Annotated in this window: 24 protein-coding genes, 1 pseudogene and 1 riboswitch; of the genes and pseudogenes, 12 read left to right on the top strand and 13 right to left on the bottom strand. The window is 70.6% G+C overall.

Annotated elements, in window-relative coordinates; translation table 11 throughout:
* Positions 1-116: 116 nt before the first annotated feature.
* The gene (locus tag BLU54_RS15110; RefSeq protein WP_091910546.1) at positions 117-941 is read left to right on the top strand and encodes an alpha/beta fold hydrolase; all 825 of its coding nucleotides are present in this window, start codon (positions 117-119) and stop codon (positions 939-941) included.
* On the opposite strand, the gene BLU54_RS15105 is transcribed toward BLU54_RS15110, so the two are convergent.
* From BLU54_RS15105 to BLU54_RS15075, 7 genes are all read right to left on the bottom strand, one after another.
* Positions 934-1,401: a CreA family protein gene (locus BLU54_RS15105; RefSeq protein WP_235837989.1), complete on the bottom strand. Its 468-nt coding sequence runs from the start codon at positions 1,399-1,401 to the stop codon at positions 934-936. The genes BLU54_RS15110 and BLU54_RS15105 overlap by 8 nt on opposite strands.
* A gap of 293 nt (positions 1,402-1,694) precedes the next feature.
* Positions 1,695-2,891, bottom strand: a complete 1,197-nt coding sequence (locus BLU54_RS15100) for an ABC transporter substrate-binding protein (RefSeq protein WP_091910544.1) — start codon at positions 2,889-2,891, stop codon at positions 1,695-1,697.
* A gap of 414 nt (positions 2,892-3,305) precedes the next feature.
* Positions 3,306-4,163, bottom strand: a complete 858-nt coding sequence (locus tag BLU54_RS15095; protein ID WP_211435358.1) for an aspartate/glutamate racemase family protein — start codon at positions 4,161-4,163, stop codon at positions 3,306-3,308.
* A gap of 13 nt (positions 4,164-4,176) precedes the next feature.
* Positions 4,177-5,016, bottom strand: a complete 840-nt coding sequence (locus tag BLU54_RS15090) for an alpha/beta fold hydrolase (protein ID WP_091910151.1) — start codon at positions 5,014-5,016, stop codon at positions 4,177-4,179.
* Positions 5,013-5,948 carry a fumarylacetoacetate hydrolase family protein gene (locus BLU54_RS15085; RefSeq protein WP_235837975.1) on the bottom strand — a complete coding sequence of 312 codons (936 nt, stop codon included), beginning with the start codon at positions 5,946-5,948 and terminating at the stop codon, positions 5,013-5,015. The genes BLU54_RS15090 and BLU54_RS15085 overlap by 4 nt, the downstream gene beginning before the upstream one ends.
* Positions 5,945-6,820 carry a DODA-type extradiol aromatic ring-opening family dioxygenase gene (locus BLU54_RS15080; RefSeq protein ID WP_091910148.1) on the bottom strand — a complete coding sequence of 292 codons (876 nt, stop codon included), beginning with the start codon at positions 6,818-6,820 and terminating at the stop codon, positions 5,945-5,947. Before BLU54_RS15080 ends, BLU54_RS15085 begins: the two co-directional genes overlap by 4 nt.
* 2 nt (positions 6,821-6,822) lie before the next feature.
* Positions 6,823-7,296 (bottom strand): hypothetical protein, encoded by a 474-nt coding sequence (locus BLU54_RS15075; RefSeq protein ID WP_091910145.1) that lies wholly within the window; start codon positions 7,294-7,296, stop codon positions 6,823-6,825.
* Between the two features lie 245 nt (positions 7,297-7,541).
* On the opposite strand from BLU54_RS15075, the gene BLU54_RS15070 reads away from it, so the two are divergent.
* Positions 7,542-8,396, top strand: a complete 855-nt coding sequence (locus BLU54_RS15070) for a helix-turn-helix transcriptional regulator (RefSeq protein WP_091910142.1) — start codon at positions 7,542-7,544, stop codon at positions 8,394-8,396.
* Positions 8,397-8,650: 254 nt separating this feature from the next.
* Entirely contained in the window at positions 8,651-9,133 is a 483-nt protein-coding gene (locus tag BLU54_RS15065; RefSeq protein ID WP_091910139.1) for a nuclear transport factor 2 family protein, read from the top strand.
* A 23-nt stretch (positions 9,134-9,156) separates the two neighbouring features.
* Here BLU54_RS15065 and BLU54_RS15060 read toward each other — a convergent pair whose 3' ends face one another.
* Positions 9,157-9,774 carry a histidine phosphatase family protein gene (locus tag BLU54_RS15060; protein ID WP_091910540.1) on the bottom strand — a complete coding sequence of 206 codons (618 nt, stop codon included), beginning with the start codon at positions 9,772-9,774 and terminating at the stop codon, positions 9,157-9,159.
* A gap of 305 nt (positions 9,775-10,079) precedes the next feature.
* Positions 10,080-10,200: riboswitch (cobalamin riboswitch) on the top strand.
* Positions 10,201-10,256: 56 nt separating this feature from the next.
* On the opposite strand from BLU54_RS15060, the gene BLU54_RS15055 reads away from it, so the two are divergent.
* Entirely contained in the window at positions 10,257-10,478 is a 222-nt protein-coding gene (locus BLU54_RS15055; RefSeq protein WP_091910136.1) for a CbtB domain-containing protein, read from the top strand.
* 11 nt (positions 10,479-10,489) lie between these two features.
* Positions 10,490-11,293: a CbtA family protein gene (locus tag BLU54_RS15050; protein ID WP_091910537.1), complete on the top strand. Its 804-nt coding sequence runs from the start codon at positions 10,490-10,492 to the stop codon at positions 11,291-11,293.
* A gap of 148 nt (positions 11,294-11,441) precedes the next feature.
* On the opposite strand, the gene cobM is transcribed toward BLU54_RS15050, so the two are convergent.
* From cobM to cbiE, 4 genes are all read right to left on the bottom strand, one after another.
* Entirely contained in the window at positions 11,442-12,188 is a 747-nt protein-coding gene (gene cobM, locus BLU54_RS15045; RefSeq protein ID WP_091910133.1) for a precorrin-4 C(11)-methyltransferase, read from the bottom strand.
* A complete protein-coding gene (locus BLU54_RS15040; RefSeq protein ID WP_091910130.1) occupies positions 12,185-12,958 on the bottom strand; it encodes a cobalt-precorrin-6A reductase in 774 nt (257 codons plus the stop codon). The genes cobM and BLU54_RS15040 overlap by 4 nt, the downstream gene beginning before the upstream one ends.
* Positions 12,955-14,046 (bottom strand): cobalt-precorrin-5B (C(1))-methyltransferase, encoded by a 1,092-nt coding sequence (locus BLU54_RS15035; protein WP_091910535.1) that lies wholly within the window; start codon positions 14,044-14,046, stop codon positions 12,955-12,957. The genes BLU54_RS15040 and BLU54_RS15035 overlap by 4 nt, the downstream gene beginning before the upstream one ends.
* 100 nt (positions 14,047-14,146) lie before the next feature.
* Positions 14,147-15,421: a precorrin-6y C5,15-methyltransferase (decarboxylating) subunit CbiE gene (cbiE, locus tag BLU54_RS15030; RefSeq protein WP_091910126.1), complete on the bottom strand. Its 1,275-nt coding sequence runs from the start codon at positions 15,419-15,421 to the stop codon at positions 14,147-14,149.
* 505 nt (positions 15,422-15,926) lie between these two features.
* Here cbiE and BLU54_RS15025 point away from each other — a divergent pair.
* The 7 genes and pseudogenes from BLU54_RS15025 to BLU54_RS15000 all read left to right on the top strand — a co-directional run bounded on the left by BLU54_RS15025 (position 15,927) and on the right by BLU54_RS15000 (position 23,531).
* On the top strand, positions 15,927-17,549 hold the full coding sequence (locus tag BLU54_RS15025; protein WP_091910123.1) for a hypothetical protein: 1,623 nt from the start codon (positions 15,927-15,929) through the stop codon (positions 17,547-17,549).
* The gene (locus BLU54_RS15020; protein ID WP_091910120.1) at positions 17,542-18,168 is read left to right on the top strand and encodes a precorrin-8X methylmutase; all 627 of its coding nucleotides are present in this window, start codon (positions 17,542-17,544) and stop codon (positions 18,166-18,168) included. The genes BLU54_RS15025 and BLU54_RS15020 overlap by 8 nt, the downstream gene beginning before the upstream one ends.
* The gene (locus BLU54_RS15015; protein ID WP_091910116.1) at positions 18,165-18,896 is read left to right on the top strand and encodes a precorrin-2 C(20)-methyltransferase; all 732 of its coding nucleotides are present in this window, start codon (positions 18,165-18,167) and stop codon (positions 18,894-18,896) included. The genes BLU54_RS15020 and BLU54_RS15015 overlap by 4 nt, the downstream gene beginning before the upstream one ends.
* On the top strand, positions 18,884-20,848 hold the full coding sequence (cobJ, locus tag BLU54_RS15010) for a precorrin-3B C(17)-methyltransferase (RefSeq protein ID WP_091910113.1): 1,965 nt from the start codon (positions 18,884-18,886) through the stop codon (positions 20,846-20,848). Before BLU54_RS15015 ends, cobJ begins: the two co-directional genes overlap by 13 nt.
* Positions 20,845-21,165: pseudogene (locus tag BLU54_RS24480) on the top strand (cobalamin biosynthesis protein); the annotation flags it as partial. The gene cobJ and the pseudogene BLU54_RS24480, both read left to right, overlap by 4 nt.
* 387 nt (positions 21,166-21,552) lie before the next feature.
* Positions 21,553-22,164, top strand: a complete 612-nt coding sequence (gene cobO / locus BLU54_RS23800) for a cob(I)yrinic acid a,c-diamide adenosyltransferase (protein WP_407919432.1) — start codon at positions 21,553-21,555, stop codon at positions 22,162-22,164.
* 2 nt (positions 22,165-22,166) lie between these two features.
* On the top strand, positions 22,167-23,531 hold the full coding sequence (locus BLU54_RS15000) for a cobyrinate a,c-diamide synthase (protein WP_091910107.1): 1,365 nt from the start codon (positions 22,167-22,169) through the stop codon (positions 23,529-23,531).
* Positions 23,532-23,757: 226 nt separating this feature from the next.
* On the opposite strand, the gene BLU54_RS14995 is transcribed toward BLU54_RS15000, so the two are convergent.
* Positions 23,758-24,435, bottom strand: a complete 678-nt coding sequence (locus BLU54_RS14995) for a VWA domain-containing protein (RefSeq protein WP_328586134.1) — start codon at positions 24,433-24,435, stop codon at positions 23,758-23,760.
* Positions 24,436-24,476: the final 41 nt, after the last annotated feature.

Here is a 24,476-nt window from a genome sequence, read left to right as displayed (position 1 = left end):
CGCCGCCGCGCGGGCCCGCGATCAATCGCGCGGCAGCCGGCGAGACGCGGCGCGGCCGCGGCAACGACTCCGCCTACGACTTCGGCGGGCCCGGCAAGTCCGACGGGGCCGGGCCGATGACGCCGGCGCCGCGGCAGGTGCAACTCACCGTTGCCGGTGCGCCGCTGGCGATCGAAACCGTCTGGCTGAACGGCGCTGCGGCGGATCGACCGCTGGCCGTGTTTCTTCACGAAGGGCTGGGGTCGGTCGCGCTGTGGAAGGACTGGCCCCAACGCCTGTGCGATGCGCTCGGTTGCCAAGGCCTGGTGTATTCACGTCCAGGTTACGGCCGCTCGACGCCGCGCGCCGACGGTGAACGCTGGCCGCTCGACTTCATGCGGCATCAGGCGGACACCGTCTTGCCGGCGCTGCTCGACGCCTTGTCGGTAGCGCCGGCCACGCGCCGTCGCATGCTGCTGGTCGGTCACAGCGACGGCGCGTCGATCGCGCTGTGGTACGCGGCCCTGTTTCCGCAGGCCCTCGCTGGCGCAGTGGTGATTGCGCCGCATACCTTCGTCGAGCCGCTGACCGTCGCCAGCATTGCCGAGGCGCGTACCGCCTTCCTGGAAGGCGGCCTGCAGACCGCGCTGTCGCGCTATCACGACGACGTGGCGTCCGCGTTCTGGGGCTGGAACGAGGTCTGGCTCGACCCGTCGTTTCTCGACTGGGACATGCGCAGCGCGCTCGGCACCATCGCGCGCCCGCTGCTGGCGGTGCAAGGCATCGACGATCAATACGGCACGCTCCGCCAGCTCGATGCAATCGTCGAGCAAGTGCCGCATGCGCGCACGGCCGCCTTGCCCGACTGCCGGCACTCCCCGCATCGCGACCAGAGCGAGGCGCTGAATCGCCTGATCGCCGATTTCGCTGCTGGTCTGGAGGGCTGGCGCGCGCCTACTTGACCGGGATTTTCTGGTTGGCCGGGATCGGCACCGCGCTCACGCCATTCTTCGCGCTGCCGGTGACGACCCGGTCGCTGTAGGTCAGATAGACCAGCGTGTTGCGTGGACGATCGACGATGCGTACCACATGCAGCGTCTTGAAAATAAACGACAGGCGTTCGGAGAACACGTCGGTCTGCTGGGGAAGCGGGCCGGCGAAACTGACCGGGCCGGTCTGCCGGCACGCGATCGACGCCTCGGTCGGATCTTCGGCAACGCCCAGCGAGCCCTTGATGCCGCCCGTGCGCGCGCGCGACACGTAGCAGGTGACGCCGGGCACCAGCGGGTCGTCATAGGCTTCGACCACGACGCGGTCGGAACCGGTGATTTTGAAATGCGTGCGCACGCTGCCGATCTCCTCGGCCTGCGCGGCACCCGGCGCGAGCGTGGCAGCGCCGGCGCCGAGCAGCAAGAGCGACAGCGCCGCGCCGGCGACGCGGCCGATGCCAGACGTTCGCCACCCGGCATCGGATCTGTGCGACTGCGACTGCAATTGCGGCTGCGACTGCGACTGCGACGCCGCTTCGCTCGCGCGCCCGCGATGACGGAAGTCTGACTGGAATGAACGTTTCATCGAGAGCTGGCTCGGTTCGGACGAGGTGGGTGGCCCTGCACCGCCCGACCCTCCGGTCGGCACGGACCGACTCCTACCTTACCCGATAAGCGGCGCCGCCGATGACCGACGCGCCGCCGTTCCGCCTTGCGATGCATGGCTCAGGGCGAGACCAGCTTCCAGTTGCCCTTTTCGATGCGGACCACCACCATGGCGCGCGCATCCATGCCCTGATGATCGGTCGGCGATGTGTTGATCACGCCGTGGGTCACCGGCAGCTCGCGAATCTGTTCGAGCCCCTGCCGCAAGGCCTCTCGAAACGCCGTGGTGCCCGGCTTGGCCTTCGCCAGCGCACCCGGCAGCACGCGCTGGAAGGCCAGGAAGGAGTCCCACATGCCCGCGCTCTGCGCGGTGGCGCTACCGGCGCCGAACTGGGCGTCGTAGCGTTGCGTGTAGGACAGCCCGACCTGGCGGGTCGGATGATTCGGCGGCAGTTGGTCGGCAACCATCACCGGCCCGACGGAGACGAAGGTGCCGTCGCAGGCCTTGCCGCACACCCGCAGGAAGTCCTTGTTCGCCACGCCCTGGGTTTGGTAAATGCCGCCGCGATAGCCACGCTCGGCCAGCGATAGCTCCGGCAGCGCCCCCGCGGTACCCGAGGCGCCGATGAACACGGCGTCCGGTTTCTTTGCCAGCATGCGCAGCACCTGGGCGGTGACGGACGCGTCGTTCTTCGCATATCGCTCGTCCGCCACGACCTGGATGCCAGCCGCCGGCGCCTTTTGCTTCAGCAGGTCGATCATGCCCTCGCCGTACGAGTCGGCGAAGCCGATCGCGGCAACCGTCTTGACGCGCTGACGTTTCATCTCGGCCACCAGCGCATCGACGTTCTGGCTGTCGTGCTGCGAGAACTTGTACGCCCACTTGCGCGGCCCATCGAGCGGGATGACGATCTTCATCGACGACGCGAGACTGATTACCGGCGTCTTCGCTTCGGCAGCCACCGGCATGATCGCGAATGCATTGGGCGACACCGACGGGCCGATGATCAGGTCCACGTGTTCCTCGTTGATCAGCTTGCGAACATCGGTGACGGCGCGGGTGGTGTCGGTGGCGTCGTCCAGCACGATGTATTGGACGCGCGTGCCATTCATCTCGCTCGGCATCAGCTTGAGCGTATTCATCGCAGGCTGACCAAGCGAGGCCGCTGGCCCGGTGAGCGACAGCACCACGCCGACCTTCACGTCGGCCCAGGCTGGCGCAGCGAGCAGCGCCAGGCCGATCGCGACTGCGGACGCCAGCGTCGCGCTTCGAACGCGTGAGGGGATCGTGGCCGCCGCCCTGCCGCGCGAACGCATTGCTGCCCACCGCGCGCGTGAGCCGAGCCGCCGCGAGCCATGCGCCGACCCGCTGGCGCCGAGTCGGCGCGCGCACATCGGTGCGCTCGCGGTGGCCCGATCGCGCGTCCGCTGCGGCGCGACCTCGGTCGCAACATCAGTTGCAATCTCAGCTGGAATCTCAACTGCAAGCCGCGCCGCAAACCGCGCTGCAAGCTCAGCTGCAACCTGAGCTGCGCCCCGGCTGGCCATCGAAGCCACCAGGTTGCTGGCCGCGCTCACCACCGGCGGCGATGCACTGCTCACTTCAACCTCGCGGGCCCCGCCGTTGACTGCTGCTTTCATCGTCTCTCTCCTTGCTGGCTGTCCCGTGCCTGCGCAGCCGTGACGATGGCCACGGACACGGGGTTGTTGTATGCGTGCCGCCGCGCGGCGTCAGCCGCCGTCCGGTCGGCTGGCCGTGACAGCTGCTCCGGCGCCGTCGGCGGGTGCAAAGATGTGCGGCACGCCAGCGTCCTCGCAGCACTGCCGAAGACGACGCACCGCGCTCTCAGGCGTGGTCAAGATCGGCACCCCGCTGAGCGCGGCGCTTGCCTCGCGTGCGCGGGCCAGTGAGAACTGGCCGAGAATCACTGCGTCGACCTCGCGCAGTTCGGCAACCGCCGCCGCGACCAGGCGGTCATGCTTCGCGCCGTCTCCGGCCTGCAATGCCGCCAGCGCGCCTGCGACGCAGTGGCCCTGAACCGACACGCGTCGACCACGCGTATCGGCCATCGAACCCAGCTCGTCCAACAGTCCGGCGAGACTCGGTTCGAAGCTCACCATCACGGCGAGGCGGTCGCCGCGCGCCAGCGCCGCCTCGAACGCGGCTTCGTTCGGGCGCAACACCGGGATGGCCACCGCGCGCTTCGCTGCGTCGATCGCCGCCCCGAACGCCGAGCAGGTGAACAAAATGCCGCCAGTCGGATCCGCATCGCCGCCGCTCGCGGCGGCATAGCGCGCCAAGGCGACGATGCGATCCGTGATCGCCGGCGCCAGCGCGCCCGCGGCCTGGCGGTCGACGGCGAGCGAATCGTCCATCAGGTTGAAGACGCGGGCGGCCGGCCAGTGCGCGGCGAACGCCGCATGCGCCGGTGCGGGCGACTCAGGCAGCGCGTGGATCAGCATCACACGCGGCTGGCGCGCGTGGCTATGCGCATGGGTGTGCGCGTCGGTGTGCGCGTGGCCGCAGGTCGCCTCGGCGCTATCGGGAGGCTGGGCTGACGGAACTGACGCGTTGGACGGAACGGACATCGAAGGCATCGGATCAAGGCGGCGCAGTGGACGCGGCGGCCGCGTCCACGCGCGCAAGGAAGGCATCGATCAACTCGTTGAACGTGTCGGGCACCTCGAGATTCGGCACGTGGCCGGCGGCCTCGATCGTGACGCGCTCCGCGCCACTGATGCCGTCGCCCAATGCCGCGGCGATCTCGCGATAGCCGTCGCAGTCGCGTGCGCCGCCCACGATCAGCGCGGGCGCACGCACTTCGCCGAGACGAGCCTCGATCGGCGGCAGCGGCGCCGCGCCGTCATGCGTCCATTGCCAGCCATCGTAGCGCTCGATCATCTCAGCCAGCAGCGCACGCGCCACCGGCCGGGCGCGGGCCGCCTCGAAGATCGGATGACCGAACCAGTAGCGCTTCGCCGCCGCGACGCCGCGCGCGCGCGCATGCGCCGCCGCTTCATCCGGGGGACGCGGCGTAGTCCACCGATGGCCTGGCAGCCCGGGCGAAACCAGCGACAGCGAACGAACAAACTCCGGACGCGCGAGCGCGGCGGCCAGCGCGACGTTGGCGCCGAGCGATACGCCCACCAGGTCCGCGCGCGCAACACCGAGCGCGGCGCACAACTCGAACAGATCCTGCACGTGCGCAGGCAGCGCGGACGCGGCTCCGGTCTCGCGTGCTCGACGCGTCGAGCGGCCGAAGCCGCGCAGTTCATAGCGGATCACGCGACGCTGCGCGGCCCAATGCGGGAACTGCAGATCCCAGCATGCGGCGTCGAATGAAAAACCGTGCAGCAGCACGAGCGCAGGGCCGGCACCGGCTTCCTCATACCAGAACGCGTCGCCGTCGAGTTCGATGTAGCCCTCGCGTGCATCGTTCATGCACGGCGCTCGACGGGGTTGGACAGCGTACCGATGCCGCTGATGCTGACCTCGATCGGACCGCCGAAGCGGGTCAGGTCGACGTTCTGCACCGCCTGACCGCCGTTCGACTGCTTCAGCGCGGTACCCATCGCGATGATGTCGCCCGCTTCGAGCGTCATGTAGGTCGACATGAACGCAATCACGTCGGCGACTTTGTAGAACAGATTCGCAGTGTTGTCCTCGGTGACCAGGCGGCCCTGGTGGACACAGCGCACGGCCAGGTCGTGCGGATCCGGAATCGCATCGCGGGTCGCGATCCAGGGCCCCATCGGCCCGAAGGAGTCGCTGCCCTTGTACCGGCCCGGATAGCTCACCCAACTGTCGACGTACTCGATGGTTTCGGGATCGTCGCGCTTCGGATGAATCGCGCGGTAATGGAAAGTGTCCTCGCCGCGCATCGTCGGCGCGGTCAGATCGTTGATGATCGTGTAGCCGAACACGTGCGCCAGCGCCGCTTCGTGCGCGATGTCGCTGCCGGTGCGGCCGATCACGACCGCCAGTTCCGGTTCCGGATGGACCCGCCCGAAGTGTTCGCGCAGACGAATGGGCTGGCCATGTCCGATCAACGACGAGGCGGGCTTCACGAACGCGGCCGGGTGCGACGGACCGCGCATGATGCGATCCTTGTTTGCGCTGTTGTTCAGCGCGACGCACAGCACCTTGCCGGGTCGCGGCAGCGGCGGTAGCCAGTGCAAGGTGTCGACCGCGACCGGAGACGCGCCCTCGCAAGCCACCTCCAGTGCCGGGCGCGTCGCGGGCCAGCCATCGATGACCGCCTGCATGGTGAAGTCGCGGCCATCGGGCGCGGCGCCCGGCAGGACCGCCAGGCCATCGTCGACCGCGACCGCGAGCCGTGGCCGACCCTGATGCAACACTGTACCGAGCCTCACTGGGTCATCTCCTTGAAGTCATGCGCCGGACAGGCCGCGGGATCGATCATCACGAGCGCACCGCAACCGGTGATCTGGGGAAAGGTGTAGAAGTCGTAAACCGCGCGCGCCGTCTCGTCGAGCGCGCTGCGCATCGCGAACCACACGGTCAGTTCCGCCGCTTCGGTGCCGCCACAACGCATCAGCGTCTCGGTCGGCAATGCGACCAGTTCGTCGAGGCGATCGGGCAACGCACGCAGGAAGTAGCGATCGAAGGCCTCGTTCGCGATGCCGAAGCGCGCGCCGCTGATCTGGTGAGACATGCCGCCGGTCGCAATCACGACGACGCGCTCGGCGCCCGGCCGCGCCGCGACGGCCCGGCGCAACGCCTGCCCCAGGCGCAGCAGACGACGCGGCGTCGGCAACGGTTGCCGCACCATGTTGACCGCGAGCGGCGTGATCGTCACCGGCCACGGCACCTCGCTGAGATACGGCAGCCACGAATAGATGCCGTGGTCGACGGACAGCGCATGGCAGACGGTCAGGTCGAACTCCTGCGCGACGAGCGACTCGGTGAGGTGGATACCCCACGCCGGATCGCCGGGCAGGTCCGGCAAGGGTCGCACGCCCCACCCTTCGTCCGCCTGCGGAAAGCGCTCGCCGACGCCGATCGCGAGGGTTGGATAGGCGTCGAAATCGAAATGGTTCAGATGATCGTTGTAGACGACGATCAGGTGATCGGGACGCATCGCCCGCAGCAGTTGCTTCACCCGATCGGTGCCGTCGCGCCACGCCTGCCAGCGTGCATCGAAGCCCGCGCGCACGCCGCGATCGAAAGCGACACCCATCGAGGGCGAATGCGAGATGCCGATGCCGCCGACCACGCGTGCCATGGTCAGCTCCGCGACGGCAGAAAGTCTACGTGCCGCGGACAGGCTGCTTGCAGCGTCCCGACATCGGTGCCGACATTGTGGGCACCAATGTGCCAGAGCGACTCGCCGACGGTCGCCGCCAGTTTCAGGATGGCCTGCAGATGCCCCCCTGCGTAGAGCAAGGCGGTCCAGTCGCGCTTCCGCACGGCGGCCTGGACGGACGGCGTCAGGTCGTAGCGCGCCATGTATGCGCCTTCGTCGGCGAGGAACGCGTCGCGCGCCTGGGCGGCGCGCAGGCTCAGCGCGAAGCGGTTCAGCGCGCGTCCGGCCAGCGCCCGCTCGGACGTGAACAGGATGGTGCCGGGTTCGTCGAGATCGCAGGCCGGCAACGGCAGCGCCGCTGCGTCGCACGAACCACGCATGGCGGCGACCGGTGTGGGCGAGGAAGGCGGTGTCGGCATCGTCTCGGGCGGCGCAGGATTGTGGGAGTCGTTCATGCCGGCGCAGCATGCAGATGACCGGTCGAACAGCACGATCTTAGGAGTCGTGTGTCCGCCGCGCTGTCCATCGCGTTGAGGACACGCCCGCGCATGGTTAACCACGATTGCCGACCCTGCGCATGCTGCCTAGTTTGAGCCACGCCACGCCGGATTCGCGTCGCAACGCCGGCATCGAGCAGCCGTGAATGCGGCGCACCGCCCGTGCGCGGCGCCAACCCTGAAGAACCACAGCCCGACGACATATGCGATATTGGACCGTAGGCTCGCGAGGTACCGGATCGCGCTCCGGTGAATTGCTGCTGCGCCTGCTCGATGTGATCGGAGCGCCCGGTCCGCAGGAATTTTGCGACGGTGTCCTCGACGGCTTGCGGGACGATATAGCGCTCGACCACTGCATGGCGTTTCACTACCCGGCCCACGATGCGATCCGCGTGGTGTCCGGAGCCGGCCTGCGCCGCGACTTTGCCGGCTTCGACAACGCGCGGCCGTACATCGCTCAGCGATTGTTCCGGCTCGATTCGAACCATCCGCTGCTGACCGATCCGCAACTGCGTGAAGCCGGCCAGGTGCTGGTTCAGCATCAGTCGCTCGACGACGTCAAGCTGAACGCGCATCGCGCGCTCTACGCAGGCACCGATACGGCCGAACGGCTGTCGGTGCTGCATTGCCTGCCGGATCGCAGCTGGCTCGCGCTCAACCTGTATCGGCCCAGCAGCCTCGGCGCGTTCTCACCGCAGGAGATCGCGCATCTCGACGACGTGGCCGCGCCGCTGGCGCGCGCGGCCGCGCGCCATATTGCGCTGTCGGCACCGTCGGCACCGTCGGCGTCGTCCGGGCCGGCCGTCGCCGCACCGCGGCCACGGAGTGCGGATGCGAGGATTGCCGCGCTCGAAGCGGCACTGGCTGGGCGACAACCGCCGCTGCCGCTGCGCGAACGACAGGTGATGGCGCGTCTGCTGTGCGGCATGACAGCCGACGGCATCGGCGCCGATTTGGGCATCGCCAGCGCCACGGTCGTGACGTACAAGCTGCGCTTGTTCCGTCGGCTGGGCATCAACACGCGTGCGCAACTGTTCGCGCGACATTTCGGCGGCTGAGCGACGGGCATCCGGGCGGCCCGACGCGCGCGCTGTCGTCTTCGCTGGGGACCACGCGGCGTGGCTGGCGGCGTTAGCCTCGCGAGACACGCCTTCGACAGCCGCCGCGCAGCGGAGCGGCGAGCGGGCGCGATGCGGCGCGCACGCCTGGCCGCGTTCACCCATGCCGAGGCCAAGGCCCGAGCCCAAGCCGTCGCAGTCCGACGGCCCCACCCCTTGCACCGGCGCGTCGTCAACGCGTGCCGCACCGAACGATGAAGCAACCGGCCAACCTGTCAGCGGCCGTCCAGCAGTCCGCCACCGACAAGCTGCTGATGCGCGTCGCGATCGACGAGATCCAGGCGGAATTCGCGCATTGTCTCGATCACGCCCGTTACGAGGCGCTCGCGCAATTGTTTACGCCCGACGCTCGCTATACCAGCGGTGCCCGCGCGCTGCGCGGACGCGAGGCGATTCGCGCGTTCTTCGCGACACGCGCGGCGCTCGGGCCGCGCGCGTCTCGGCATCTGTACAGCGGACTTCGGCTGGTCGACACGCAGCCCGATCGGATCACCGCGACCAGTGTCTGGCTATCGTTCGCAGCAAACGCTGCGTTGCCGCTCGACGAAGTGCCCATCTTCATGGTCGCGGATTTTCACGACACGTTCGAGCGCGGCGTCGACGGTCGCTGGCGGATCGCGGCGCGGACCATCATCGCCGCGTTCCGCAACCCCGCCGCGGCGCCGCGCGTGGCCTGAGACGGTAAGTCGCCGGGTGCGAGTCACGCGCCGATCCGGGACACGCGCCAACCGAGCGGCGCCGTGTGCAGTTCGGCGAGCGACAGCGGCGCGACATCGATCCGCCAGAACGCCTGTGGCGGCGCCTCGAGGGCGACAACCAACGCCGCGCGGATGATGGCCGCATGCGTGACCGCGACCACGCGCCGACTGCGCTGCGGACCGGCCGATGGCGCGGCCCGCGCGGCCTCCGCTTGCGCATCGAGCCAGTCACCGACGCGCGCGAGCAACGCCCGCAGCGACTCGCCGCCGTGCGGCGCCGCGTCCGGATCGGTGCGCCATGCGGCGAGCGCATCGGGTTCCGATGCCTGCAGGTCGGCGAGGGAGCGCCCGCGCCATCGTCCCGCATCCCAGTCGCAAAGCGCGGGCACCACCTCGACACCGTGCGCCACGCCGTCGTGTGCGCCGTCGAGCCGGATCGCGCACCCCAGGGCACACGCCGCGGGACTGCTCTGAACCGCATCGCGCCGTCCGACACGGGTGCGCAGTGCATCCCGGAGGGCGTCATCGAGATCGGCTTCCGGCGGCTCGTCGTCGGCGAACGCCGCCCGCCGCGTGGCTGCCGTCGCCGGCTGGCAGAGCATCGTGAGTCGGAGGACCATCGCAGCGGGGGCGCCGGGCCCCAGAATTGTCGCAACTGGCATGATAGCGTTGTCGCTGTCCGCCGACGCCGCATGGCGCACGTTGTGCGGCGACGGATGCGCGCCGCTGCCGGCACAGCTGCGCGTGCACTTGTCGCTGCCGCCATCAGTGCACTTTCGGCGCGCTTTCAGCGCACTTTTCAGGGCACTTTTCAGCGCACTTTTCAGCGCACTTTTCAGCGCACTTGTCAGCGCACTTGTCAGCGCACTTACCGGCGCACCTGCCCTGGCGCGCGCGATGGGTCGCCGGCCGCGCCCCAATGCGCTTAGAATGCAGGGCAACAGGCCCGGGGAAGCCGGTGAAATACCGGCGCGGTCGCGCCACTGTAAGCGGGCAGCTTCAGCTTGCCCATGAGCCAGACCCCCGCGCCGTTGCGTCGCGCAGCCGCGCGACGTCGATCCTTCGATCCACCGCTGGGGCGCGCAACCCCGAGGAGAACCTGATGGCTCACGCCGCCTTCCCGTCCCCGGCCGACACGCTCGGCCAACCCACGCCCATCCCGGTCGGCGAACTGCTGCCCTGGGCGATCTTCGCCGGTCTGCTGCTCCTGCTCGCGCTGTATTTCGTCGGCGCGGAACAAGGCGCGACTGCGATCTTCTCGGGCACCGCGGTGCATGAATTCGTCCACGATGGCCGGCATCTGCTCGGCTTCCCGTGCCACTGAGGATGCGCAGCATGGTTGGCAAACTGCTCGTCCGCGGCATGCTCGCCGGCTTGCTCGCGGGCTTCGTCGCCTTCGGTTTCGCGCGTATCGTCGGAGAACCCCGCGTCGACCGGGCCATCGCGTTCGAAAGCCTGCACGAACACGGCGAGGCTGCCGCATCGGACGCACCAGGGCTTGTACACGACCACGGTCATGCGCATGCCGGCGCGGCGCAGGCGGACGGTGACGACGATGCGGTGGTCAGCCGCTCGACGCAGCGTGGCCTCGGCCTGCTGACCGGCGTCGCGGTCTACGGCACCGCGATGGGCGGCCTGTTCGCGTTGGTCTTCGCGTTCGCGCATGGACGCCTGGGGCCCCTGCGGCCCCGCGCGCTGGCACTGACGCTCGCACTGCTCGCGTATCTCGTGCTGATCGTCGTACCGGCCGTCAAGTATCCGGCCAACCCGCCAGCCGTCGGCTCGGGCGACACGATCGGCACGCGCACCGCGCTGTTCTTCGTGATGATCGCGGCCTCGATCGTCTGCGCGGCAATCGGTTTTGCGGTGCGTCGCCGGGCGCTGGCAGCGCTGGGCAACTGGAACGGCAGCACGCTGGGCGCCGTCGTCTTCGTCGTGCTCGTCACGGCCGTGCAGCTCGCGCTGCCCACCATCGATGAAGTGCCGGCCGGCTTTCCCGGCTCCCTGCTGTGGCAGTTCCGAGTGAGCGCGCTGGGCTTGCAGCTGATCCTGTGGACTGTGCTCGGCCTGGTGTTCGGTTGGCTGGTCGAGCGCGATGCGCGACTGCCAGCTAGCTCGGGCGCCGCGCTGCGCGCCTGACCGCCCGCCTCGACCGGCTACCGCCGCTGCTGTCGGGCCGCGTACCCGCTGCTGGCGGTGCAAGCGGTGCTGGCGGTGCTGGCACCGGGCGCGCGCCTCGCGGCGCGGCCCTTCAGGCGCTCGCCGCCTTGCGCGAAGTCGCGCGGTCTCATGATCGGTCCGCCGCCGACGCGGCGCCACGATACAAGGTCGACTCGGTGAAATCCTCGCAGCCGAGCACCCGGCCGATCAGGATCAAACTGGTGCGTTCCAGGCCCAAGCCGGCGGTCCTCGCGACGATGTCGCCCAGCGTGCCGACGACCTTGCGTTCGTCCGGCCAACTCGCGCGATAGACGATCGCGACCGGACAGTCGGCGCCGTAGAACGGGAGCACCTCGTCGATGATCCGCGCCAGATGACGCACGCCGAGGTGGATTGCCAGCGTCGCGCGGTGACGTGCCAGCTCGCCGAGCGTTTCTCCTGGCGGCATGTCGGTCTTGGCCGCAAAGCGCGTCAGGATTACCGTCTGCGACACCGACGGCAGCGTCAATTCCACGCCCAACGTCGCCGCGCTGGCCGCGGTGGCGGTCACGCCCGGCACGATGTCATATGGAATGCCGAGCACACGCAGACGTCGAATCTGCTCGCCAATCGCGCCGTATAGCGCTGGATCGCCGGAATGCAGCCGGGCCACGTCCTCGCCGCGCCGATGAGCCTGCGCGAGCAATGTCACGATGGCGTCGAGGTCCAGCGGCGCGGTATCGACAACCTGGTGGGCGCGGTGACCGTCGAGCACCGCCGGTGGCACCAGCGAGCCCGCGTAGAGGATCACCGGGCAACTGCGCACCAGCCGCTGCCCCTTGACGGTGATCAGCTCCGGGTCGCCCGGACCCGCGCCGATGAAGTAAACGGTCATGCCGTGGTCTCTCCTGCGTCGTTGTACCCGCCCCGCCGCCATGCGCGTAGCGCCGACGCCAACGCGTCGACCGCATCGAAGCAGCGTACGCCGGCGGGCAGCATCGGACGGCGTTGCATCATCACCGGCACGCCGCGCTCGCGCGCGACGCGCAACTTGGCTTCGGTCGCCGGCCCGCCGCTGTTCTTGCTGACCAGCACGTCGATGCCGAGGCGCTCGAACAGCGCGCGCTCGTCGTCGAGCGAAAACGGCCCACGCGCGGCCAGCACCGTGGCGCGTGCGTTGCCGGGCTGCGGGTCGAGCACGCGCACATGCCAATGCTGCGTGGCAGGCACCGCATCGAGATGCGCGAGCGCCGCGCGTCCGTTGGTGAACAGCGGCCGGCCGAACGGCGCCAGCAATTGCCGCAGCGCCGCCCAATCGTCCCATTCGCGCCAGTCGTCGCCGACGCCGGGCGTCCACGCCGGGCGGCGCAGCGCCCAGCACGGCACACCGACGCGATCCGCGGCCGCCGCGGCATTCGCGCTGATCCGCGCGGCGTAGGGATGCGTCGCATCAATCAGCAGCGCGATCGCATTGCGCCGCAGATAGTCCGCCAGCCCGTCGGCGCCGCCATACCCGCCGACGCGGACCGCGCAGGCAAGCGTCTCTGGCACGCGACCCAGACCGGCCAGGCTGTACACATCGTCGCCCGCCAAGCCATCCGCCAGCCTGAGCGCGTCGCCCGTGCCGCCGAGCAGCAGCACGCGCGGTGCCGATTCGTCTTTCATGACGCGGCCCCGACGATCAGACCCGCGCGATCGATCGCGAATACTTCGATTGCAACCTCCGCGGGAGCCACGTCGCGGGCTACCGCGCGAGCGCGCTCGCACACCGCGTCGCCCAACGCGATGCCGGCGCCCCGGGCAAGGGCCAGGGCTTGCTGGCTGGTATTGCAGGCAACGATCGCCTCTTGCAACGGCGCCGCCGCGCCCAACCGCGCCGCCCAGTCGGCGAGCAATCGCAGGTCGATCGACGCGTGCCGGCTGTGCAGGTCGAGATGACCGGCCGCCAGCTTGCTCAGCTTGCCGAAACCGCCGCACACGCTCAGACGCGCGACCGGTGCACGCCGCATGTGCTTGAGCACGGCGCCGGCGAAATCGCCCATCTCGATCAGCGCGGTGTCATCGAGCCCGTAGCGCTCGCGCATCGCCTGCTCGCTGGCATTGCCGGTACACGCGGCCAGATGCCGATAGCCATTGGCGCGCGCGACGTCGATGCCTTGATGTATCGAGGCGATGTAGGCCGAGCACGAAAACGGCCGGACGATGCCGGTGGTGCCAAGGATCGACAGGCCACCCACAATGCCGAGACGCGGATTCATCGTCTTCAGCGCCAGCGCCTCGCCGCCGACCACCCCGATCGCCACCTCGAAGCCGCCCACGTAGTCCGCATCCGCGGCGAGCCGTTCCAGATGCTCGGCGATCATGCGTCGCGGCACCGGATTGATCGCGGGCTCGCCGACCGGCAAGGTCAGCCCGGCGCGCGTCACCGTGCCGACCCCTTCGGCCGCGCGAAACACCACGCCGGGCCCGGCCTGACGGCGCACACGCGCAAAGACCGTGGCGCCGTGCGTGACGTCGGGATCGTCGCCGGCATCCTTGACGGTGCCCGCCTCGACCGTGCCATCGTCGCGCCACCGGCAGAACACCAGCGGCAGCGTCACCACCTGGCCCTTCGGCAGGACGATCTCGCTGGCCTCGCCGGGATCCATGCCCAGCAGCAGACGCGCCGCCGCGAGCGCGGTCGCCGTCGCGCAGCTTCCGGTCGTCAGCCCGGTGCGCAGCGGGGCGGGCCGTTCGGGCGACTCGTCGCGCATCATCGCGGTCGCCCGCCAACGATCCGTGCCGACCGGGCTGCCGGTGTACCGTGCACTTCGACGCCCACGCCGACGCGCGCGCGGCGGCACGCTCGCGCGCTCATGCCGGCTTGCACGCGTGCCACAGCGTGATCGGCAGTGCCGGCCGCCAGGTCTCGAAACTGCCGAGCGGCCGCGCTTCGGCCAGCGCGATGCGCAACAGTGCGCCGCCGTGCCGGCCGTGCCAGTCGAGCAGACGCGCTTCGGTCTGCAGGGTCACCGCATTGGCCACCAGCCTGCCGCCCGGGCGCAGCGCCTGCCAACAGTGCTCCAACACGCCGTCGTCGGTCAGGCCACCGCCGACGAAGATCGCGTCCGGCGCCACCAGGCCCACCAGCGCCGCGGGCGCGGCGCCCTCGATCAGCGTCAGATTCGTTGCGCCCAGCGCGTCGCGGTTGTGGCGGATGAACGCCTGGCGCTGCGGCGAGGACTCGATGGCGATCGCGCGGCAGCCGCCCCCGGCCCGCACCCACTCGATGCCGATGGCGCCGCTGCCGGCGCCGACGTCCCACAGCAGTTCGCCGGGGCGCGGACCGAGCCGGCCCAACACCAGGGCGCGCATGTCGTGCTTCGTCAGTTGCCCGTCGTGCCTGAAGGCATCGTCGGGCAAGCCGGGCGTCAGCGGCAGCGCGGCTTCGGCTTCGGCTTCGGCTTCGGCTTCGGCTTCGGCTTCAGGCAGCGACTGCGACCGCATCGCCAGCGCGGATGAGCCCTCTCGGCAGGTCAGCGCAACCAGGTTCAACGCGGGTGCGCTGCGCGCGCCCCATGCCGCGGCGCGCGCGTGATCGACGCGGCTTTCCAGCGGACCGCCCAGGTGACCGAATACGGTCATGCCGCTATCGCCATACCCGTTCACCGTCAGCCAGCTCGCCAGCGCCGCCGGTGCGGCACCATCGGGCGTCAACACCAGCAGCCGCGCGCCGTCGCGCAAGTGCGCACGCAAGCTGTCGAACGGCCGGCCGAGCAGCGACAGCATGACCGCATCGGCGAGCGGCCAGCCAAGCCGGGCCGCCGCGAGCGAGAAGGAGGATGGCGCCGGCAGCACGCGGTACTCGTCGGGCGGCAGCGCACGCGCGAGGGACGCGCCGACGCCGAAGTGCATCGGATCGCCGCTGGCCAGCACGCAGACCGGCTCGCCACGCCGGGCGAGCACCGGCTCCAGCGAGAACGGTTGCGGCCACCGCACACAACGCGCGTCGAAACGGGCCGGCAGCATCGCGAGATGGCGGGCGCCGCCCACCACCAGCGACGCCTCACGCAGCGCCCTTCGCGCCGGCGTGCCGAGGCCAGCCAGCCCGTCCTCGCCTATCCCGATTACCGTCAACCAGGGCTGCATCGCCGCCTGTCCCCAAGAGGACCGCTGCCGCGGTCCAACCGTGCGCCCGCTTGCGCCGCCGTCAAAGCCGGCATAATACAGCGTTTGCCAAGCCAGGCGGGGCGCCCAGGTGCGCCGCGGATCTAGCAGTCGCGCGCTGGGTACGTCCGGTACGGCGCTTGGTGCGGACCCTGGTGCGGACGCTGGTGCGGCGGATGGTGCGGCGGATGGTGCGGACGGCCGCGCCGCCGTCTCGTCTGTCTGCGCCGCGCCCTGCTCGGGCCTGCAACAACGCCGCTCGCCATCGCCGGCCACCGCGCGAAGCGACCGGCATGCGGCGCTTCGCAGCGGCCCGCGTCGGTCCCGCGTCGGTCCGCCTTGGCGAACGCGAGCGACGCAGGGGGGCAGCGCGCAGGGCAGTCCGGAGGGCAGTGCGGCCGGCCGCCGATTCATCGGGTATCCGCCCGGCCACCCCGCGCCGGCACCGTATTGCCTTGCATTCCATGCCGCATTCGAACTGAGCCCTATGCCCGATCGTGTCTCCGAACCGCCGACTCGCGCGACCAGCCCGCATGCGGGCTCGGCCTGTCCGGGTCTGTTGCGCGTGGTACCGGCCGCGGATGGCGGCTTATGCCGGATCCGGTTGCCCGGCGGTGCATTGCGCGCCGACCAGGCGCGCGCGGTCGCCGATGCTGCCGAGGCCTTCGGCAACGGCATCATCGAAACCACCTGTCGCTCGAATCTGCAACTGCGCGGCGTGAACGACGCAGCCGCGCTGCTTGCCCGGCTGCTTGCGGTCGGGCTCGGTCCGAGATTCGCGGGGGCCGACGACGCGCGCAATGTGATGATCAGTCCGGCGGCCGGCCGCGATCCCGCACAGCTGGCCGATGTCCGCGACAGCGCCGACGCGCTGCTGGACGGTTGGCAACGCGACGTGCGTCTGCATCGGCTCTCGCCGAAGTTCTCACTGCTGCTCGACGGCGGCGAGGCGCTGGCCGCGCCCGACCATCCGCACGATGTCTGGCTGGCGGCGCTGCCGTGGCCGGCGGACCCGACCGATGGCCCCTGGTTTGCAATCGGCCTGGCCGGCTGCCCGCCGATCGCCGGGCGCCACTCGCCAGTCGTCGACACCGACGGAGAGGCCCGCGACGCCACCGGCCACATACGCGACCGCAGCCATGGTTCAGTACGCACATCACCACCATACGATGGGTCCCGCGTGCTCGGCGCGGTCGGCCAGCGCCGCCTGCCGCGCTTCGTGCTGTCGCTCCTGCACGCTTTCCTGACGTGCGCCGACGCACATGCGCGCGAAGGCAGACCGCTGACCCGCATGCATGCCTTGCTGGCCGATGATCCGGCCGCCGCAGACGCGCTGATCGCCGCGGCCAGCGCGGCCAGCGGCGTGACGCTGCGCAACGACCCGGCACTGTCCGCCTGGCAACGGCACGCGCCCTCGCGTGCCTTGCACGCCGGCATCCGGATGCAACGCCAGACCGGTCTGGCGATGGTCGCCGTGAAACCGCGACTCGGCCGGCTTGCGCCGGCGGACCTGCGCGCGCTGGCGGCGCTATGCGATCACGCTGTCACCGGGACCGGCACGTCAGCGGCAGCGACGCGATGCAGCGGCACGGACCACGCGGCGAGCCGTGCCGCTTCCGACGCCAGGCACGGCGCGGTCGCCAGCGATGCCGCGCGCTTGCGGATCACACCGTGGCACGGCGTGATGCTGGTCGACGTCCCCGCCGCCGCCGCGATTGCCGTACAAGGCAAACTGGCGCGCCTGGGCATGGCGGTGGCCACCGCCGACCCGTACAGCCGGCTCGGCTGCTGTGCCGGCGCGCCGGCGTGCGCCCGCTCGCTCGCCGACGTACGCGCCGACGCGGCCCGCGTTGCGCGTATCATGCCGTCCTTGCCCGCGGGTGCCGACGTTCACCTCAGCGGCTGCGATCGGCAGTGCGCGGCCGGCTCGCCGCCCGCCATTCTGCTGCTGGCACGCGCGGCCGGACGTTATACCGTGGTGGCGCGGGAAACCGGCAGCGGCGGGACGTTGCACACGGAAGAACTTGCGCTCGACCGACTGCTGGAGCGCCTCGCACCGATCGACCATCGCGCCCCGACACCGACCGACCTGCACGAACCGAATGCTTGACTACATCCGCGACGGCGCCGAGATTTACCGCCAGTCCTTCGCCACGATCCGCCGCGAGGCCGACCTGTCCGGCATGCCGGCCGATCTGGAAAAACTGGCGGTCCGCGTGATTCACGCCTGCGGCATGGTCGACATCGTCGACGCGCTGGCCTACTCGCCGGGCGCGGGCACCGCCGGACGCCTCGCGCTCGCACGCGGCGCGACGATCCTGTGCGATGCGCCGATGGTTGCCGACGGCGTCACCCGCGCGCGGCTGCCGGCCGACAACCGCGTGGTGTGTACGTTGCGCGAGCCGGACGTACCGTCCCATGCACAGGCGCTCGCCACGACCCGGTCCGCGGCCGCGCTCGATCATTGGCTGCCCTTCCTGGCGGGCAGCGTGGTCAGCATCGGCAATGCGCCGACGGCGCTGTTCCGCCTGCTCGAACTGCTCGACGCCGGCGCGCCGCGGCCGGCGCTGATCCTCGGTTTCCCGGTCGGATTCGTCGGCGCGGCCGAGTCGAAGGCGGCTTTGGCCGCCGACAGTCGTGGCGTGCCGTTCGTCGTCGTGCACGGCCGGCGCGGCGGCAGCGCGATGGCCGCCGCGGCCGTCAACGCACTCGCGACGGAGACCGAATGATGCGCAGTGGCACGCTGTACGGGATCGGCGTCGGTCCAGGCGATCCCGAACTGCTTACCCTGAAGGCCGTGCGCCTGTTGCGCGCGGCACCGGTGCTGGCCTACTTCGTTGCGAAGGGCAAAAAGGGCAATGCGTTCTCGATCGTCGAGCCGCACCTGCCGCCCGCACAGCGGCAACTGCCGTTGGTCTATCCGGTGACCACCGAAACCCTGCCGCCGCCGCTCGATTACGAGACGGTGATCGGCGACTTCTACGACGAGGCCGCCGCCCTTCTGCGCATCGAGCTCGACGCCGGCCGGGACGTCGCGGTGATCTGCGAGGGCGATCCGTTTTTCTACGGCTCCTACATGTATCTGCACGACCGCCTCGCGGCGCACCATCCCAGCGAAGTGGTGCCGGGCGTGTGCTCGATGCTGGGCGGCGCGGCCGTGTTGGGCGCGCCGCTGGTGTACCGCAACCAGAGCCTGAGCGTGCTGTCGGGCGTGCTGCCCGAACCCGAGCTGCGTCGCAAGCTGGCCGACGCGGACGCGGCCGTGATCATGAAGCTCGGCCGGAATTTCGAGAAGGTGCGACGCGTGCTGGTCGAGCTCGGCCTGGACCGGCGCGCCCGCTACGTCGAGCGCGCCACCATGGCCGCACAGCGCATCGTGCCGATCGACGAGGTCGAACCGATGCGCTCGCCGTATTTCTCGCTGCTGGTCGTACCGGGGGTTGCATGGCGGCACTGAACGATGCGCTGGTGCTGGTCGTACTCGGTCCGGGCGCCCTGCCAACGGCGCGCCGCCTGCGTGCGCAGTGGCCGGGCGCGGCACTGCACATTCTCGCGCCGCGCAGCGACGGCGTGGCCGACGACGAGATCGACGTGCGTTACGCTCATCTCGGCACGCACCTGCGCGCGCTGTACCGTGCCGGCCAACCGCTCGCGGTGTTCTGCGCCGCCGGCATCGTGATCCGCGCGCTCGCGCCTGTACTCAGCGCTGGCGGCTCGGTCGGTGCCGTCGGCACCGTCGGCGACGCCGAGAACGACAGCGGTCGCGCCGGCGCGCGTCCCGCCAAACAGCTCGAACCGCCGGTGCTGGCGATTGCGGAGGACGGCAGCGCGGTCGTGCCGCTGCTTGGCGGGCTGGGCGGCGTCAACGCGCTGGCGCGGCGCATCGGCACGATCTTGGCCGCGCCGGCCGCGATCACCACCAGCGGCGAACTGCGCTTCGGCGCCTGTTTGCTGGACCCGCCGCCCGGCTATGTGCTGCCGGATCTCGAACGCGGCAAGCACTTCGTGTCCGATCTGCTGGCCGGCGCAACCACCCGCGTCGAAGGCAGTGCGCCGTGGCTCGACGCGCTGCCGCTGCCGCGCGCGGCCGACGCGCGGCTGACGATCGCGGTGAGCAGCGAATCGCGCGCCGCCCGCGCGAACGAATTGCTGATCCACCCGCGCGTGGCAGTGATCGCGCTGCATGCCGGTGACGAAGATGCGGACAGCTTGCTCGGCACCCTCCAGCGTCTGATGCATCGCCACCGCATCGCGCCGGAGTCGCTGGCCGCGCTGTTGGCGGACCCGACCGAGATGGCGAAGCCGGCGTTGGCGACGCTGGCGGAGTGCTTGCGAGTGCCGTTGCGCTTCGCCAGCGTCGCGACGCACGTCGACGCGCCCGCCCAGCGCGCGCCGCTGCGGCGCTTGTTGAGTGCCGCGCTCGAGCCCTTCGAGACAGGCGCCGATCCTTTCGATACCGCACCGCTGCTACCGACTGTGCTCGGCGCGGCGCCGGAATTCGCGGATGCGGTGGACCGCGACGGAAAAACGGCGGCCTGCCACGAAGCTGTGCCGGACGCGAGCAGGCGGACGGAGCACGATGACGGCGCGCGCGCAGCGATGGTGCTGGCCGTGTTTCCAAAACCGATCGACGCATCGCGTCTCGGGCGCCCACGCGGCCGGCTCAGCGTGGTCGGGCTTGGGCCCGGCAGCCGGGCGCTGTTGACGCCGGCCGCGCGCACCGCGCTCGCCACCGCCGATGACGTGCTCGGCTACGCAACCTATGTGCGCATGGCCGGGCCATTCGCGCCGCATCAACGGCTGCATCCGTCGGACAATCGCGAGGAACGCCAACGGGCGGCGCACGCGTTCGCGCTGGCCGCCGAGGGGCGCGCGGTCGTGCTGGTCTCGTCGGGCGACCCGGGCGTCTTCGCGATGGCCGCGGCGGTGCTGGAGGTGCTCGACGGTGCGTCGGACCCCGCATGGGCGAGCGTTGCACTGGAGATGGTGCCCGGCGTTTCCGCGGCGTTCGCGACCGCGGCCCTGGCCGGTGCACCGCTCGGCCACGACTTCTGTGCGATCTCGCTGTCCGACAATTTGAAGCCATGGACCGTGATCGAGCGCCGTTTGCGGCACGCCGCCGCCGCGGACATGGTGCTCGCGTTCTACAACCCGATTTCGCGCGCGCGTCCCTGGCAGCTGGGCCGCGCGCTCGACATCGTGCGCGCCTACCGGGAACCCGGCACGCGCGTGGTCCTGGGCCGCGACGTCGACCGACCAGGCGGCGCGATTCGGCATCTGCCGCTGCGCGAACTGCAGCCAGCGGACGTGGACACGCGTACGACCGTGTTGATCGGCGCCTCGACCACGCGCAGTTTTACGCGGGCCGACGGCGGCGAGTGGACGTACACGCCGCGCAGTTATCCATGACGCGCGAGCGCACACACTTGTGCGGCGACCTCGCTCGTCGAGTCGCCGCGGGTGACAGGCCGCGGCTGGTGGCCGGCATCGGCTGTCGACGCGGTACTGACGCAGCGTCGATCGCCGAGGCGGTGCGCGCCGCGCTGGCCAGCCTCAACGCGCGCGACGCGAATGCGGCCACGGCAAGGCCCTGGTCGCTGGACGACATCGCCACCGTCGCGACCGCCGCGTTCAAGGCGCACGAGCCGGGACTGCTGGCGTTTTGCGACGCGTATCGCCTGCCACTGCGGCTCGTGCCGGAACACCTGCTCGGCACCGCACGCCCGTCAGCGCCCACCGACGGCACGGCCGCCCCACAGGCGCTTCATGCCCTTCCTGCCCTTCACGCCGTGCAAGCCCTGCCGGCCGCGCTTGTGCGACGCGCGCCAGCCGGCGTGTGCGAGCCAAGTGCGCTGCACGTCGCCGGCCCAGGCGCGCACCTGCTGGCCGGCAAGTCGCGCCACCGCGACGTGACCGTGGCACTGGCCGTGCCGGCATCCTTCCCTCGAACCGGAGACCGAACCATGCATGACGATCCGATCGGCAAGCCCGAAAACGAGCCGCGGCAAGCGTCGCCCGAGCCGGATCGCGCGGCCGCGGCAACCGCCAGCGGCACCCACGCCGCCGATGTGGGTGAAGCGGACGCAGCGGACGCAGCGAGCGCATCCGGCGCTGTGCACGGCGCGGCGGCGGGCGACGCGGCCCATTTGCGAATGACGCAACGGCGCAAGGCCGGATTCGACCGCAAGCAGGCGGCAGCAGACCGCGAGAAAGGCTTGCTGATCGTCAACACGGGCACTGGCAAGGGCAAGAGCACCGCGGCCTTCGGCATGGCACTGCGCGTGGTCGGCCACGGCATGCGGCTGGGTGTCGTGCAGTTCATCAAGGGCGCGCATTACACGGCGGAACGCGACTTCCTCGGCGCGTTGCCGAACTGCGATTTCGTCACGATGGGCGATGGCTACACCTGGCACACGCAGGATCGCGACGCGGACATCGCCACCGCGCGCAAGGGTTGGGACGCGGCACGCGCGATGATCGAAAGCGGCGCTTATGCGATGGTGATCCTCGACGAGCTGAACACCGTCCTGAAATACGACTACCTGCCGCAGGAAGAAGTGTTGGCCGTGCTGCGCGCGCGACCGCCAATGCTGCACGTGGTGGTCACCGGCCGGCATGCCAGCGACGCACTCGTCGAGGCGGCCGACCTCGTCACCGAGATGCGGGCGGTCAAGCATCCGTACCGCGAGCAAGGGGTGAAGGCGCAGCGCGGCGTGGAGTTCTGACGATGCCCGCCTGCCCCGCGCTGTTCATCGCCGCGCCGGCCTCGGGTCAAGGCAAGACCACCGTGACCGCGGCGCTGGCGCGTCATCATGCGCGCCTGGGCCGTCGTGTGCGGGTGTTCAAGACCGGCCCGGATTTTCTCGACCCGATGATCCTCGAACGCGCCAGCGGCGCGCCGGTGTACACCCTGCATCTGACCATGGTCGGACGCGACGCGTGTCAACGGCTGCTCGCCGATGCCGCCGCGCAGGCCGATCTGATCCTGATCGAGGGCGTGATGGGCCTGTTCGACGGTACGCCGAGCAGCGCCGATCTGGCTGCAGCGTTCGGCGTGCCGGTGCTGGCCGTGATCGCCGCGCACGGGATGGCGCAGACCTTCGGCGCGCTGGCGTTCGGTCTTGCCAACTTCCGGCCGGGCCTGCCGTTCTTCGGCGTGCTGGCGAATCGCGTCGCGTCGGAAAGGCATGGCGTGATGCTCGCGGAAGCGGCCGCGCTCGCGCCCCATGCGCCGGCATGGCTCGGCGGCCTGCCGGCGCGTGCCGACATCGCGCTGCCGTCGCGCCATCTCGGCCTTGTCCATGCCGGCGAGGTGGACGACCTGGACCTCCGCCTCGACCGCGCCGCCGACGCGTTGGCCGACACGGCGCTGCAGGCGTTGCCGCCAGCCGTGGCCTTCGACGCCGCGCGCAGCGCACCGGTGCCGCGCTGGCTCGCCGGGCGCACCATCGCGGTGGCGCGCGACGCGGCGTTCTGCTTCGTCTATCCGGCGAACCTCGATCTGCTTCGGGCAATGGGCGCGGCCTTACGTTTCTTCGCGCCGCTCGACGACGAACCGATCCCGGCGGACGCCGACGCGCTGTACCTGCCGGGTGGCTATCCGGAACTGCACGCCGAGCGGCTGGCCGGCGCGCGGCGCACCGCCGACGCGGTCCGCGCCCATGCCGGCGCCGGGCGGCCGATCGTGGCGGAATGCGGCGGCATGCTCTACCTGCTTGACAGGCTTGGCGTGATGAACCAACAAGCCCGCGAGGCAGCGCTGCCTCGCACGACTGACGACGCCCGCGCGGAGCCGCTGGCATTCCACGCGATGCTCGGCGTATTGCCCGGTGAAGCGCGCATGCAGGCGCGTCTGTCGCGCCTGGCCATGCAGGTGCTGGACACCGCGCATGGCCCGCTCATGGGTCATACCTTCCATTACTCGTCGATGCAGACCGCGATGGCGCCGGTCGCGCAAGCTCGCCACGCCACCACCGCTGCGGCGGGCGAAGCCGTGTACCGTGCCGGCAACACGGTCGCCACCTATATGCATGCGTACTGGCCGTCGAATCCTCGCGCGACGGCAGCGATGTTCGTTGGCGAACCGTTTTGAGATCGCGCCGACGCCACCCGTGAGCCGGACAGGCATCACGCCATACGGACCCTGAGCGACGTGCGAGCGCCGCCTGTCGTGGTCGGCAACTCAGTGGCGGTCGCCGCTGTCTTCCGCGGCTGGCTTGCACCGCTGTGCGTCGCCGTCGTTCATCGTCACTGCTCAGTACCGCTGCTCAGTACCGCTGCTCAGTACCGCTGCTGAGCACCGCTGGCATCGCGCAACGTCACGCGCCGTCGCGCATGCGACTGGTCAGTGCTTCGCGTAGCGCGTCGGCATCGATGCATTGGGCCTGCCAGCGTTCGGCCAGGCGCGCGGCACGACCGAGACGCAGCGTCCCCTGTTCGAAGTCCACGATGAAGGCCGCGTCGGCGGCGGCGGGGCGCGGCGGTAGCACGGCGGTACGCGCATCGGTGAACACCCATAATTCGCGTAATTGCGCGGGCCGGCGCAGGGCCGCGCGCCGCAGCGTCTGCGCGGCCAATGCCGCCGCTGCCGCGAGCGGTGTTCCGCCGCCGCCGCCGATCGGCTGCAACCAGCGCGCGACGGCACCGGCCACGCCACCCGGCACGCGCGACGGCGGCACCCGCAGGGCGGCACCGTTGCCGTCGAAGCAAATCAGCGCGACCTCGCTGCGTTGCAGATAGGCGTGCTCGAACAGTGCGACGAGCAAGCCCTTCGCGAGCGCGAGCCGCTGCCCGGCACGCATCGACGCGGAACAGTCCAGCAACACGCATTGCAACAGGCCGCGCTCGCTCGGCCGCGCGCGATGACGCAGGTGGTCGGCGACGAGCGCCGACGGCCCCTTGACGCGCAGCGTGGCGGGCCAGTCCAGCGCGCCGACCGGCGCCGCTGCACGGCCGCGCCGGTGTCGCCGCCCGCCGACACCGCGCATCGCGGGCATCGCGCCGGGAACGGACAGCCATCGCAACGCACCGCCCTGCT

The sequence above is a fragment of the Chitinasiproducens palmae genome (genome assembly GCF_900095735.1).
In the GTDB taxonomy this organism is placed as follows: Bacteria; Pseudomonadota; Gammaproteobacteria; order Burkholderiales; family Burkholderiaceae; genus Chitinasiproducens; species Chitinasiproducens palmae.
The sequence above is the reverse complement of the archived record's forward strand: the minus strand, read 5'-3'. Positions and strand labels throughout refer to the sequence as shown.

Excerpts from the sequence above, each read along its gene's own strand:
- BLU54_RS15110 (WP_091910546.1), top strand. The coding sequence starts at position 117 with ATGACGCCGGCGCCGCGGCAGGTGCAACTCACCGTTGCCGGTGCGCCG.
- BLU54_RS15100 (WP_091910544.1), bottom strand. The coding sequence starts at position 2,891 with ATGCGTTCGCGCGGCAGGGCGGCGGCCACGATCCCCTCACGCGTTCGA.
- BLU54_RS15095 (WP_211435358.1), bottom strand. The coding sequence starts at position 4,163 with ATGTCCGTTCCGTCCAACGCGTCAGTTCCGTCAGCCCAGCCTCCCGAT.
- BLU54_RS15090 (WP_091910151.1), bottom strand. The coding sequence starts at position 5,016 with ATGAACGATGCACGCGAGGGCTACATCGAACTCGACGGCGACGCGTTC.
- BLU54_RS15080 (WP_091910148.1), bottom strand. The coding sequence starts at position 6,820 with ATGGCACGCGTGGTCGGCGGCATCGGCATCTCGCATTCGCCCTCGATG.
- BLU54_RS15075 (WP_091910145.1), bottom strand. The coding sequence starts at position 7,296 with ATGAACGACTCCCACAATCCTGCGCCGCCCGAGACGATGCCGACACCG.
- BLU54_RS15070 (WP_091910142.1), top strand. The coding sequence starts at position 7,542 with ATGCGATATTGGACCGTAGGCTCGCGAGGTACCGGATCGCGCTCCGGT.
- BLU54_RS15065 (WP_091910139.1), top strand. The coding sequence starts at position 8,651 with ATGAAGCAACCGGCCAACCTGTCAGCGGCCGTCCAGCAGTCCGCCACC.
- BLU54_RS15060 (WP_091910540.1), bottom strand. The coding sequence starts at position 9,774 with ATGGTCCTCCGACTCACGATGCTCTGCCAGCCGGCGACGGCAGCCACG.
- BLU54_RS15055 (WP_091910136.1), top strand. The coding sequence starts at position 10,257 with ATGGCTCACGCCGCCTTCCCGTCCCCGGCCGACACGCTCGGCCAACCC.
- BLU54_RS15050 (WP_091910537.1), top strand. The coding sequence starts at position 10,490 with ATGGTTGGCAAACTGCTCGTCCGCGGCATGCTCGCCGGCTTGCTCGCG.
- cobM (WP_091910133.1), bottom strand. The coding sequence starts at position 12,188 with ATGACCGTTTACTTCATCGGCGCGGGTCCGGGCGACCCGGAGCTGATC.
- BLU54_RS15040 (WP_091910130.1), bottom strand. The coding sequence starts at position 12,958 with ATGAAAGACGAATCGGCACCGCGCGTGCTGCTGCTCGGCGGCACGGGC.
- BLU54_RS15035 (WP_091910535.1), bottom strand. The coding sequence starts at position 14,046 with ATGCGCGACGAGTCGCCCGAACGGCCCGCCCCGCTGCGCACCGGGCTG.
- cbiE (WP_091910126.1), bottom strand. The coding sequence starts at position 15,421 with ATGCAGCCCTGGTTGACGGTAATCGGGATAGGCGAGGACGGGCTGGCT.
- BLU54_RS15025 (WP_091910123.1), top strand. The coding sequence starts at position 15,927 with ATGCCCGATCGTGTCTCCGAACCGCCGACTCGCGCGACCAGCCCGCAT.
- BLU54_RS15020 (WP_091910120.1), top strand. The coding sequence starts at position 17,542 with ATGCTTGACTACATCCGCGACGGCGCCGAGATTTACCGCCAGTCCTTC.
- BLU54_RS15015 (WP_091910116.1), top strand. The coding sequence starts at position 18,165 with ATGATGCGCAGTGGCACGCTGTACGGGATCGGCGTCGGTCCAGGCGAT.
- cobJ (WP_091910113.1), top strand. The coding sequence starts at position 18,884 with ATGGCGGCACTGAACGATGCGCTGGTGCTGGTCGTACTCGGTCCGGGC.
- BLU54_RS15000 (WP_091910107.1), top strand. The coding sequence starts at position 22,167 with ATGCCCGCCTGCCCCGCGCTGTTCATCGCCGCGCCGGCCTCGGGTCAA.
- BLU54_RS14995 (WP_328586134.1), bottom strand. The coding sequence starts at position 24,435 with ATGCCCGCGATGCGCGGTGTCGGCGGGCGGCGACACCGGCGCGGCCGT.